The sequence below is a fragment of the Lentzea sp. NBC_00516 genome (genome assembly GCF_036346835.1).
Taxonomy (GTDB): Bacteria; Actinomycetota; Actinomycetes; order Mycobacteriales; family Pseudonocardiaceae; genus Lentzea; species Lentzea sokolovensis.
The window spans coordinates 3,718,990-3,732,763 of sequence record NZ_CP107840.1 but is presented as its reverse complement, the minus strand read 5'-3'; the positions used below and the strand labels follow the sequence as shown (position 1 = coordinate 3,732,763).

General features: G+C 73.6%; 1 protein-coding gene (cut by a window edge). It reads left to right on the top strand.

The annotated features are described in order from the left end of the window. Nucleotides 1-13,774: the final stretch of a hypothetical protein gene (locus tag OG205_RS16600; protein WP_330277147.1), read on the top strand. Its footprint begins 22,319 nt before the window's first position; 13,774 of the gene's 36,093 nt are visible here — the last part of the coding sequence; its start codon lies beyond the left edge, outside the window; it ends in the stop codon at nucleotides 13,772-13,774.

The following is a 13,774-nucleotide window of genomic DNA, read 5'->3' as shown; positions in this document are numbered from 1 at the left end:
CGGAATGCAGGTGCCGTTCGGCACCAGGGACGTGCGCGTGAACATGATCAACGGCCATGACGGCACTCCGGTCGGCATGACCTTCCTGATCGGCAGGGAGCTGTTCACCAACCTGGTGCAGCTGTCGGGCAGTCACCGCGGCACGACCGTGACCTTGGCGCCGGGGGAGGACCTCCGGGCTCGGGTGGCCAGGGAGGAGCGCGATGGCGTGGCCGGAGCGCCGGCGCCCTGGCCGGAGCGCTCCACCTACGTCGTGGCGCACGGCGCGCCGACGTTCGCGACGATCAACCTCACCAACGGACGCACCGTCCTGGTGAGCGGTGACGTCCTGGCCGCGGTGCTGCACGACCTGCGGGCGTTCCACGGGCTGATGACAGGCCGTGGAGCGGAAGTGCTGGCCCTGTTCTCCTGTGAGACCGGGGCGGCGCGGGGGCCGGGCGCCTTCGCCGACGACTTCCAGCGGACGCTGGCCGGCTTCGGGCACCGGCAGCCGGTGGTCGCCCCGACCACCGCCAGCGGTGTCCACCGGATGCGGCCGAGTCAGGCCTGGGAAAGCTACCTGCGCAACGACGGCAGGTGGGAGCAGTTCTCCTCGGGCCGGGCGCTGGCGCTGGGCAGGGTGCCGGACGACCCCAGGCGGGTCTCCTTCGACCCGGCCGCCGTGCGGTCGGCGCCGCTGGTGCTGGCGGGCCGCGTGAGCGGCGTGTCGTTCTGGGAGAACGGTGTCCAGCCCGCGGTACGGCCGGGCGAACCCGGCTCCGGTCCGGTGCGCGGCACGGTGCTGCCACCGGGCACCTTCCACGTGGTCGCCCAGTCCGATGTGGATGGTCAGATCGTGGTGCGCGCCAACGACGGCAGGACGGTGCACCTCGACGGCCGGACCTTCGCGCGGGTGGTCGGCAACAGCCAGGTCTTCCGCACCGAATCGGGCACCGGGCCGCGCCTGCGGATCGCCCTGGTCACCTCGGCCCCGCTGGACGCGCCGTCCCAGGGCGGCGGCTTCCGCGAGACCCTGATCCGGGAGTTCCGCGTTCCCGTACCGGTCCACGAGTCCAGGGGCGCGGCCCGCCTGCTGACCGGCGCCGACGGCACCCCGGTCGTGTGGACCCAGGGCGGCTGGACCTCGTACTCCCAGACCCCCGATGCGCACGGACGCGTCGTGCTTCCGGTCGAGGGTGCCGGCGCTCGCCGGTCCGACGGAGACCTGACGCTGTCGTCCTCCGGGACGGTCCGCGACGACGTCGACGTGAGCTCGTCGTCCGCCGGGACGGTCCGCGACGACGTCGACCTCATGGACCCCGGAGCCGGTCGTTCCGGCACAGGTGCGGCCCTGCCCGCACCGCAACGGGCGCCGTGGACGAACCAGCAGCCGCACGGCGTGGGCCCGGACGGGCAGGTGCGCCGCTTCCGTTCCGATGACGTACAGGTCGCGCAGATGTGGCGCCGGCTCACGCCGATCGGCCTGACGTTCCTGACCGGCGGCGAGCGATCCGCTTCGCTGTCGTGGGGAAGTGCGCCCCGCGGCGAGCACCTGAGCACGTTCGTGCACCCGGAGGGCGACGGTCCGTCAGGGTTCCCGGGCAGCGACGGCGCCCAGCCGTCCGTGGCTGCGTGGCGCGAGGACTCCATGTACGTCGCGGTGCGCGGCGGGGACGACTCCTTCGAGCTGCGGTTGACCGACGGCTCGCCGGTGCGCGTGGACGGGACGAACTTCGGCCGGATGCTGGCCGGCCTGACCAGGTTCCAGGAGCTGGCTTTCGGCAACGAGGGCGGTTCGCTGGTGTTGCTCGCCGGCCGGTCGGGGACGGACGGCGCGGCCGGGGACTTCCAGCGGGCGCTGGCGGCCGAGGGCTGGCACCACCTGGTGGTGGCGCCGACAGCGGACGTGCACTTGCAGACGGGGTCGTTCTGGCGCAGCGGCGGCCAGATCGTCCTGGATCGCGGTGGTGAGTGGCGGACGTTCCCGACACCCGACGTGATCGACGGCGTGACCGTGGCCGCCTGGACCTTCGACGGAGCGCCGGCGCACTTCCACACGAGCCAGGTGCGTGCGAGCGTGATCACCGGCCCGGGCGACGCCCCGATCGGGATGTCCCTCGTCATCGGCACCGACCTGCACCATCACCTGGAGAACATGTCCCATCCCCACCGCGGTACGACGCTGCCGGTGGCGGAGGGGCAGAGCACCCGGTCACTGGTGCAACAGGAGCTGCGCGGCGGCACGGACAGCTCGCGGCCCGCGCCCTGGCCGGAGCGCTCCGCCTACGTCGTGGCTCACGGCAACTCCGACGTGGTGTCTCTCGAGCTCACCGACGGGCGCACCATCGCGGCGACCGGTGCGCACCTGGCCACGGTGCTGCACGACCTGCGGCCGTTCCGGGAGCTGATGGCGGGGCGTGACCCCGAGGCGCTGACCCTCCTGGCCTGCGCGACAGGTGAGGTCAGGCAAGCAGGTGGGGTGGCCCACGACTTCCAGCGGGCACTGGCCGGGTTCGGGCATCGCCAGCCGGTGGTCGCCCCGACCAACAACATCGGCGTCCACGCGCACCGCGGTGACGGGACGTGGGAGAGCTACCTGCGTGGCGGCGGGCAGTGGGAGTACTTCTCGTCTGGTGCGGCACGCGCGTTGGGCAGGCTGCCCGCGGACACCCGGTGGGTCTCGTTCGATCCGGCCGCCGTGCGGTCGGTGCCGCTGGTGCGGGCGGGCCGCACGGTCGGCGTGTCGTTCTGGGAGGGCGGCGACCAGCCCGCGGCGAAGTGGGGCGAGCCGGGACACGGCTCGGTGCAGAGCATGCGCTTGCCGCAGCGGACGTTCTACGTGACGGCGCCGTCCGATGTGGACGGTCTGCTGGTGGTGCGTACCGGCGACGGCAGGCAGCTGCACGTCGACGGCAGGATGTTCGCGCGGGTGGTCGGCAGCACCGAGCTGTTCCGCGGTGAGACGGGCGCCGGGCCGCGGATGCCGATCGCGCTGGTCACCTCCACCCCGCTGGACGGGCCGAGCCAGGGCCGTGGTTTCCACGAGACCCTGCGCGGGGAGTTCGGCGTCCACGAGATCGTGCACGAGTCCAGGGGCCTGGCCCGGCTGCTGACCGCCCAGGACGGTGCCCCGCTGGTCTGGACCCAGGACGGGTGGACGGTTCACGACCACGCGGCCGGTGTGCGCGACCGCGTCATCAATCCCCTCGAGGACGCGGCCAGGGCCAGAGCCGCACAGGCCACGGCCGCGCAGGGCGGGGCTGGACCGGCTCGTTCGGCCGACCGCGACCTGACGCTGTCCTCCGTCGCGCCGGAGCGGGTGACGTGGTCCTCGGCCAGGCCGGTCCGGGGCGTGACCGATCTGATGGACCCCGGAACCGGCGGCTCGCGCACGGACGGGGCCCCGTCGGCCCTCTCGCCGGAGCAGGCGCCGTGGACGAACCAGCGGCTGCACGGTGTGGGCCCGGACGGGCAGGTGCGCCGCTTCCAGCTCGATGACGTCGAGGTCCGGTCGATGCGGCACGCCGGTGAGCCGGTCGGCCTGACGTTCCTGTCCGGTGCCGAGCGGTCCGCTTCGCTGTCGTGGGGCAGCACGGTCACGTCCGAGCACCTGCACACGCTGGTGCACCCGGAGGGTGACGGTCCGTCGGCGTTCCCCGGCGGCGAGGGCGCCCGGCCGAGCAGCGCACCGTGGCGCGAGGACTCGATGTACGTCGCGGTGCGTGGCGGGGAGAGCTCCTTCGAACTGCGGTTGACCGACGGCTCGCCGGTGGATGTGGACGGGGCGACCTTCGGCCGGATGGTGGCCGAGCTCGACCGGTTCCACGAGATGACCTTCTTCAACGAGAGCGGTTCGGTCGTGCTGCTCGCGGGCCGGTCCGGAGCCGGTGAGGCGGCGCGGGACTTCCAGCGGGCGCTGGCGGACGCGGGCTTGGACCACCTGGTGGTGGCGCCCACGTCGGACGTGCACCTGCCGCCGGTGTGGTCGCCGATCGGTGGCCGGATCGTGCTGGACCGGGGCGGTTCCTGGCGGGCGTTCCCGATGCCGGACGTGATCGGCGACATCGAACTGACGGGGCGTGCGGACATCGGGCTACCGGTGTCGTTCCGCACGAGCGAGGTGCGTTCGACCGTCGTCCTCGGCTCGGAGGGCACTCCGATCGGGACGACCTTCCTGGTCGGCGCCGCCCTGCACGACTACCTGGTGACGATGTCGTACCCGGACGGTGGAAGGACGTCCTCCGTGCCCCATGGCGCTGACGTGCGCGCGTGGGCGCGGCAGGAGGTGAGCGAGGGCCGGGACAGCACGCGGCCGACGCCGTGGCCCGAGCGTGCCGGGTACGTCATCACCCACGGCAGCCACCGCAACGTCGGCGTGGAGCTCGTCGACGGGCGCAGCATCACTGTTACGGGTGACGTACTGGCCAGGGTGCTGCAGGACCTGCGGCCGTTCCGGGACATGATGACCGCGTACGACCCGGAGGCGCTGACCCTGCTGGCGTGCAAGACGGGAACGTATCGGCGAGCGGGCGGTGTCGCCCACGACTTCCAGCAGGCGCTGAGCGAGTTCGGCTACCGCCAGCCGGTGGTCGCGCCGACCGACAAGGCCGGTGCGCACGCCTACCGCGGCAACGAGACGTGGGAGAGCTACGTTCGCGGCGACGGGCGCTGGGAGCACTTCTCGTCGGGACCGGCCAGGGCGCTGGGCAGGCCGGCCGGGGACGCCCGGTGGGTCTCGTTCGATCCGGCAGCTGTGCGGTCGGCGCCGCTGGTGACGGCAGGCCGCACGATCGGTGTGTCGTTCGGCGAGGGCACGGCACGACTGGACGGTCCGGATCCCGGCTCCGTGCCGGGTGCGCGACTGCCGGAGCGGACGTTCTACGTGACGGCGCCGTCCGATGTGGATGGTCTGCTGGTGGTGCGCACCGGCGACGGCAGGCAGCTGCACGTCGACGGCACGACGTTCGCGCGGGTGGTCGGCAGCACCGAGCTGTTCCGCGGTGAGACGGGCGCCGGGCCGCGGATGCCGGTCGCGCTGGTCGCGTCGACCCCGCTGGAGGGGACGACCCCCGGTCGTGGTTTCCGCGAGACCCTGGCCCGCGAGTTCGGCTTCGCCGAGCCGGTCTGGGAGACCAGCGGCGCGGCCCGGCTGGAGTTCGCCGCCGACGGCACCCCGGTCGTGCGAGCCCAGGACGGCTGGAACGTCCACGACCACTCGGCTCCCGGAGCCGAGCGCGCCGGGCACTCCGGCGAGGACACCGGCCACGCCGGGCGGGGCGACGGTGCGGCGACGTCCGGACCCGACCTGGTGCTCCCGTCCGCGGTGGAGTCCGGGTCCGGGCGGCTGCACGGGGCGAACCCGGACGGTGGGGTGCGGCGGTTCGAGGCCGGCGACGTGCGGGCGTATCACCTGTGGCGCAACAACAAGCCCGTCGGCCTGACGTTCCTGAGCGGCGACGAGTGGGCCAGCTCCGTGCGGTGGGCCAACGAGCCGCGTGCCCAGCACCTGCGGACTTTCGTGAACCCGGAGGCGTTCCCGAGCAGCAAGGGTGCTGAGCGGACCGTGTCGCCGTGGCGCAAGGACGCGATGTACGTCGCGGTGCGCGGTGCCGAGGACTCCTTCGAGCTCAGGCTGAAGGACGGCTCGCGCGTCAACGTGGACGGCTCGACCTTCGGGCGGGTGCTGTCCGGCCTGGACAAATTCCGGTGGATGACGAACGTCAACGAGAGCGGTTCGCTGGTGCTGCTCGCGGACCGGTCGGGTGCCGGCGCGGCCGCCCGTGACCTCCAGCAGGCGCTGGCCGCGGCCGGGCGCGACCACCTGGTGGTGGCGCCGACGGCGGACGTGCACCTGCGCACGGCCTGGTTCCAGCGCGGTGGCCAGATCGTCATGGACCGCGGCGGCGCGTGGCGGACGTTCCCCGAGCCGGCCGTGGTCGAGAACCTGGAGCTGCGGGCGGACACGGTGACCGGCTGGGAGACCAGTTTCCGCACGGGTCAGGTGCGCGCGACCGTCCTCACCGGACCCGGCGGTGCCCCGCTGGGCGTGACCTTCCTGGTCGGGCCCGAGCTGCACAGCTACACGGAATGGATGGCGACGCCGCACCGGGGGACGACGCTTCCCTTCGCACGCGACGAGCAGATGGCCACGGACGGCGTGCGGCAGCTGGCTGACGGACGGGACGGTGCGGTGCCCGCGCCGTGGCCCGATCGCTCGCTCTACGTCGTCGGCCACGGCAGTCCCTCCGACGTGACCCTGGAGCTCACCGACGGGCGGACCGTGCGGGTGCGCGGCGACGTCCTGGGCAAGGTGCTGGACGACCTGCGGCCGTTCCGGGACGCGATGGCCGCGAACGACCCGGAGACGCTGGCGCTGTTCGCCTGCGAGGTGGGCGCCATGCGCGGTGGCGGCGGTGCCGCCTACGACCTGCAGCGCGCGCTGGCCGAGGCCGGGTACCGCCAGCCGGTGGTCGCGCCGACCACCGAGGCCGGCGTCCACGTGCGTCCCGGGGACGAGACCTGGGAGAGTCACGTCAACGACGGCGGCCGGTGGGAGCAGTTCTCGTCGGGCCCGGCGCGGGTGCTCGGCCGCGTGCCCGGCGAGTCCACGTGGACCGCGTTCGACCCGGCCGCCGTGCGGTCGGCGCCGATCATGCACGGTGACCGCACGGTCGGCGCGTCGTTCTGGCCGGACGGCACCGGGCGCATCGACGCCGGGCGCATCGACGCCGGGCAGCCCGTGGTGGCGGGCCTGCGGTTGCCGGAGCGCACGTTCTTCGTGTCGGTCCAGTCCGATGTGGACGGCTCACTCGTCGTGCACACCAACGACGGCCGGACGCTGCACGTGGACGGCCCGGCGTTCGCACGGGTGGTCGGCAACGTCGAGGCCTTCGCCGGCCTCGCGCGCATGGGTCGTGCGGCACCGATCGTGCTCGCCGCGTCGACCCCGCTTGCCGGGCCGACCCAGGGCGCGAGCTTCCAGCACGCCCTCAGCCGCGAGTTCGGTGACGCCGAGGCGGTTTTCGAGCCCAGGGGCGCGGTGCGCGTGGCCGGTGGCGACGGTGTCTCGATCGTGTCGGCCCAGGACGGCTGGACGGTGCACGACCGCTCGGCCGACGTCACCGAACGCGTCGTCCGCCCGGCCGCCGGGACGGATCGTGGTGGCGACCGGTTCGTGACGCTGTCAGGGCGCCCGCACGGTGTGGACCCGGCCGGTGAGGTGCGCCGGTTCGAACCGCCCGCCGGCGCGTCCGACATGTCCGCGCGGCTGGCCGCCTGGTTGGACGCGGCGGACCGCAAGGCGGAGACCCGGAACGCTGCCGAGCAGACCGAGGCACCCGTGCCGGTACCCGATGAGCAAGCGCCCGTCGGCCAAGCCCCCGTTGATCGGGTGCCGATGGCCGATCGCGGTGCCGCGCTGAAGTCCGGCCGTTCCTGGGTGCAGCGCGTCTTCGACCGCGAGACGGTCCTGGCGGGCCTGGACGCGGCATCCGGCGAGGCTCGCACGTTCCGCCGCCGCGACGTCATGGCGCACGCACTGACGTCCGAGGGCCGCACCGTCGGCGTGACGTTCCGCGGCGGAACGGATCCGGTCGCGGTGCCGGTCACGGCGGCGCAGGGCGGTGTGTTCCACGTCGACGTCGACGCGGGTGCGCACCGGTTCGGGCTGACGTTGAAGGACGGCTCTCAGGTCACCGTCGACGGCGGGGTGCTGGCCGAGGTGGTCGCGAAGGCCAAGCCGTTCCGGTCGGCGAGCACGCCGGCCGCAGTGGCGCTGGCGGGGTCGAGTGCGGGCGTGCTCGGTCATGCCGGTGGTGCGGCGCACGACTTCCAGCGCGGGCTGGCGACGTTCGGCCGCGACACGGCCGTGGTGGCGGAGGAAGGCCTGGGCCGCTGGCGCGGGTTCGGCGGTGCGGTGGCGGGAACCGACGGCACCGGCCGGGTTCGCCTGTTCAACGCGACCGACGTGCCGGTCGAGCCGGTGCGCGACGGCGACACCGTGGTGGGTGTGTCGTTCCGCGGCCCGGCGGACGAGTCGATGCGGGCGCCCGGTGCGGACTCGGCCGTGGTGGCGGTGGACAACCAGTTCGACCGGTTCCAGCTCACCCTGGCCGACGGCACTCGGGTCGCGCTGGGCGGTTCGGCGTTCGCGGACGTGCTCACCTCGACCCCGCTGTTCGGCCAGGCACGGGAAGGACGCGCGGGCGAGATCGCGCTGCTGGCGTCGCGGGCGGGTTCCACCGGTTGGCGCGGTGGGGCGGCGCACGACTTCCAGGCGGCGCTGAGCGACCGGCTCGGTGCGGAGACCAAGGTGGTGGCACCCGCCAACGACCTGACGCCGCAGGCGGACGGTGACGGTCTGGCCACCATCGCCGAGGACGCCGACGAGATCACGGCCTTCGCGCAGGACCCCGGCTGGCGGATGTTCCCGGCGGTCCCGCTGGACCGCCCGATCCAGGCGTTCCACTTCGAGCGCAGTGAGTACATCGACGTGGGCGCCTCGGACGTGCACGCCGTACCGCTGGTCAAGGACGGACGGGTCATCGGGGTCACGTTCAGCGTGGACGGTGACGGCCTGGACACCGCGCTGTCGTGGGCGGCGGCCGACGGCAAGGACACGACCTCCGTGCTGCCGGAAGGTGTCGGCGCCGACACGATGGCGCGCGCGCTCGACGGGCAGTCAGGTCCCGCGCCGTGGCCGGAGAACACGTTCTTCGTCATCGGGCACAGTTTCGCGTCGGGTGACTCGTCCGGATTCCGCCTCCATGACCGAGAAGGTGCCGCGCTGTCGCTGTACGGGCAGTCGTTCGCCGATCTCGTGCGGCGGCTGGAGCCGTTCCAGCAACGGATGAGCGGCCCGGACCGCCCGGAGGCGATCGCGCTCATCGTCTGCACCGTCGGTGACGACTGGCCCGGCGGTGCGGCCCACGACTTCCAACAGGCGCTGTCGACCACGTTCGCGGTCGACATGCCGGTGCTCGCGCCGACCGCGCCCGTCTACATCGGACTGCGCGACGGGCGCGCGGCCACCGCGGTGGACCACAGGGGCACCTGGCTCACCTTCTCCGCCGGCTACGGGCAGGTGCTCGGCGCCGATGGCACGGGCAGCCTGACGGCGTTCGCCCCCGAGGACGTCCGTTCGCAGGTCGTGCGCGACGGGGACCGCCCGATCGGACTGTCCTTCGCGGACGGTCGTGGTCCGGTCGACGCGGCGCGCTGGCCGGCCGGTGCGATCGGCCTGGACGTGGCGGCGTCGGGTGACCGCTTCTCGGTCACCCTGACCGACGGCAGGACGGTCACGGTCGACGGGCGCGCGCTGGCCAAGATGGTCATGGTCTCCCCGGCGTTCCGCGAGATCGCCGCTGTCCGGCGACCGGCGGCCTTCGTGGTGTCCTCGGGTTCCGAGCACGCCCTCGGCGCGTTCCAGCGTGCCGTGGCCCGCACCTTCGGCCTCGACGTGCCCGCGGTGGTCCAGCGCGACGGTGAATGGACCGCGCACGCCCAACCGGCACAGTTCGCCGGAACCGACGCGGACGGCAGGGTGGAGCTCTTCACCTGGCCCGACGTGGTGCACCGCCGCGGCACGGCCGGGGTGTCGTTCACCGGCGACCCGGTGCCCGGCGGTGCGCCGGACGAGTTCAGCGTCGCGGTCTCCGGCACCCGCGAACGGTTCGACGTGCGGCTGAAGGACGGACGGCAGGTCGCCGTGTCCGGCCGCGTGCTGGCCGAGATCGTGTCCGGCACGGGCCCGTTGACCGGCGAGCGCATCACCCTGCTCGGCTCGGCCGCCGGAGAGATCGACGCGCCCGGCGGCGCCGCGCACGACTTCCAGCGCGCCCTGGCGAAGCGGTTCGAGGTGTGGCAGCCGGTGTCGGCCGTCGCCGAGGACGGCACGCTGCGCACGTTCCAGACGCTCGACACGCTGTCCAGGCCGCTGTCGGGCGTCGAACTCAGGCACGGGGACGGTGGCCGCCGTCCCATCACGTTCCAGCCGGGCACGATCTCGACGGCCCCGCTGCGGCACGGTGACCAGGTCGTCGGCGTCACGTTCCGCACCGGCGACGAACGCCTCGACACCCAGGCGTGGGCCACCGCGGGCGGTGGCGCCGGCACCACCCATCTGCTCGGCGCGGACGAGTTCGACCTCGCCGAGGCGACCGAGTCCCGGACCGCACAGACGCCGTGGCCCGCCCGCACCTTCCACGTCGACGCCGTGGAGTTCAGCGGCGCCGACCTGCTGGTCGAGACCGGGAACGGCCGCAAGGTCGTGGTCGACGCTGCCACGCTGGCCGAGATCGTCGCCCGCTCGGAGCCGTTCCAGCAGGCCTACGGCGGCGCACCTGAGGCGATCACGCTGCTCGTGCCCAACGCCGGCGCGCCCGGCGGTGCCGCGGAAGCCTTCCACCGCGTGCTGCACGAACAGTTCGGCCGCACCGAGCCTGTCTACGCGCCGACCAACGACCTGGAGCTGCTGGCGGCGTCGGGACAGACATCGGCGGGCACCGTCCTGCACGACGCGGGGGAGTGGCGTCGCGTCGTGGCCGAGCCGGAGCACGCGGAAGCTCCCGCGCCCGAGGCCACGACGGCCGACCGCGGTGCCGAGCTGAAGTCCGGCCGTTCCCTGGTGAAACGGCTCTTCGGTCTCGGGACGGTGCTGACGGGTGTGGACGCGGTGTCCGGTGAGACCCGGTCGTTCCGTCGCGGTGACGTCGCCGGGCACGCGCTGACGTCCGAGGGGCGCACTGTCGGCGTGACGTTCCGCGGCGGCACGGATCGGGTCGCGGTGCCGGTCACGGCGGCGCAGGGCGGTGTGTTCCACGTCGATGCGGACGCGAGCGCACACCGGTTCGGGCTGACGTTGAAGGACGGGTCGCACATCACCGTCGACGGCGGGGTGCTGGCCGAGCTGGTCGCGAAGTCCAGGCCGTTCCTGTCGGCGGAGGCACTGGCCGGTGTCGCGCTGGCGGGAACGAGCGCGGGCGTGCTCGGTCACGCCGGTGGTGCGGCGCACGACTTCCAGCGCGGACTGGCCACGTTCGGCCGCGACACGGCCGTGGTGGCCGAGGACGGCCTGGGACACTGGCGCGGGTTCGGCGACGCGGTCGCGGGCATCGACGACACCGGCAGGGTCCGGCTGTTCACGGCGGCAGAGGTCGCGGCCGAGCCGATGCGTGACGGTGACACCGTTGTGGGCGTGTCGTACCAGGGCGCGGTGGACGTGCCCGAGGCGAGGCCGTTCCAGGTGGCGGTGGACGGTGACGCCGAGCGGTTCCACGTGACGCTGGCGGACGGGACGCGGGTCACGCTCGTCGGTGCGGCGTTCGCGGACCTGCTGGCGACGACGCCGTTGTTCGGTCAGGCGCGCGAGGTGACGCTGCTGGCGTCGCAGGCGGGTGCGCTGGCCTGGCCCGGCGGTGCGGCACACGACTTCCAGGCGGCGCTGACCGGCCGGCTCGGCGCGGAGGCGCGGGTGACGGCGTCCGCGACCGAGGCTGCCGGGCCCGACGCGATCTGGCGGGAGTTCCCCGAGCAGCCGCTGGACCGGCCGGCCCAGGCGTACCGCATCGACCTGTCCGACTACGTCGACGTGCCTCCCGCGAACGTGCGGGTCGAGCCGCTCGTCCACGACGGCCGGGCCATCGGTGTCGTGTTCGGCTTGAACGACAACGACGTGGCGGCCGCTCACGCGTGGGCGGAGGTGGGTCGCAGGGACACGATGTCCGAGCTGCCGGAAGGGGTCGACGACGTCAACGCGGTCGAAGGCCGGCTCGATGTCCGGTCCGGCCCGGCACCGTGGCCCGAGAACACGTTCTTCATCGTCGGCCACAGCTTCGACGCCGCAGGTACGTGCTCCGGTTTCCGCATCCACGACCGCGACGGCGCGATGCTGTCGTTGCACGGGCAGCCGTTCGCCGACCTCCTGCGGCGGCTGGAACCGTTCCAGCAACGGATGAGCGGCTCGGACCGCCCGGAGGCGATCGCGCTCATCGTCTGCAGCGTGGGCGACGACCGCGCCGGTGAGGGGGCGCACGACTTCCAGAACGCCCTCTCGGCCTCGTTCGGCAACGACCTCCCCGTGCTCGCGTCGACGGCGTCGGTCCACATCGGCGTGCGTGAAGGCCACGCGATGACCGCGCTGCACCACGACGGCCGCTGGAACACGTTCTCCGGTGGGTCCGCGCTGGTGCTCGGCACGGACGCCACCGGCCGGGTCTCCCCCTTCCGCGCCGAGGACGTCCGTTCGCGCCTCGTGCACCACGAGGACCGTCCGGCAGGACTGTCCTTCACCGACAGTCGCGAGTGGACTGCGACGGAGCAGTGGCCGAGCGGCTCGGCCGGCGTGGACGTCCGCGCCGCGGCGGACCGGTTCGGCATCACGCTCGCCGACGGCCGGCAGCTCACGGTCGACGGCCGTGCCTTCGCCAAGGTGCTCGTGGCGTCCTCGGCGTTCCGCGAACTCAACGCGACCGGCGCACCGACGGCACTGGTGGTGACCGACGGCGCACCGAGCGCGGTGCGCGAGTTCCAGGCGAAGCTCGCCTCGGCCTTCCACGTGCGCACGCCGGTCATCACCCCCGGCGGCGACTGGACCGTCTACTCCGGACTGCCGTCGCTGGTCGGCCACTCCGCCGACGGCCGGGCACACATCGTGAGCGTGCCGCAGGTCGACGTCGACGAGTTCGTCGTCGACGGCCGGACCGCGGCCGTGTCGTTCACCGGTGCGCCGGTGCCGGCCGGTCCGCGCGGCGAGTTCCGCATCGCGGTGCCCGGCGACGCCGACGGCTTCCGGATCAACCTCCTCGACGGTCGCGAGCTGACCGTCACCGGACGGGGGCTCGCGGGCCTGGTCGGCGCGTCGACGTGGCTGCCGGACGACGCGAACCGCATCGTCCTGCTCGGCTCTCCCGCCGGTGCCGCCGTGCAGGAGTTCCAGCGCGCCCTCGCCGAGCGGTTCGACGTGTGGCAGCCGGTCATCGCCGTGACCGAGGACGGCGGGACGCGGACGTTCGAGTCGGTCGCGCGCCAGGTGCGCGGCGTCGACCACGACGCCTCCCGCACGACCCGGGGCCAGGTCGGCTTCCCGGTGGACCAGGTGCACGTCGCGCCGCTGCGGCACGGCGACGAGGTCGTGGGCATCACCTTCCGCACGGATGCCGCTGCCTCCGCAGACGCTTCTCTCACCGACGCGGTGGCGGCCGGCTCCGCGTCGTGGCCCGCCGGGACCTTCCGGATCGACGTCGCCGACGTGTCGGTCAGCCGGGTCCGGATCGATCTGCTGGACGGCCGCGCCATCGAGATCGGCGGTGACGCGCTGGCCGAGCTGGTGGTGGCCTCCGAGCCGTTCCGCCGCGCCGCCGGGCAGGGCGCACTCCCGGCCATCGCGCTGATGACCGCTTACGCCGGTACCGAAGACGGCGTCGCGGCTCGCTTCCACCGTGCGCTGCGGGAGCTCGGCCACGAGCTGCCGGTGTACGCGCCCACCACCGAGATCGACGTGCCCGCGGCCGTCGCGTGGCGGGTGTTCGACTCCCTGCCCGCGGCCAACTCGTCGCGCTGGGACGATGACGACGACGCACTGTCCCAGCCGGACTCCGACGGCGCCTGGTCGATGGCGGGCGTGGACAGCGTCCCCCAGTCGCCCGGCTGGGACGAGCGTTCGGTGGGCGATGTGGAAGTGCCGGGCTCGGCGGGCGACGTGGAGGCACCAAGCCCGGTGACCGACGTGGCACCACCGCGCTCGATCTCCCTCGCCGACTTCCTCGGCGGCACGCCGCCGCGTGAGGAGAACCAATGA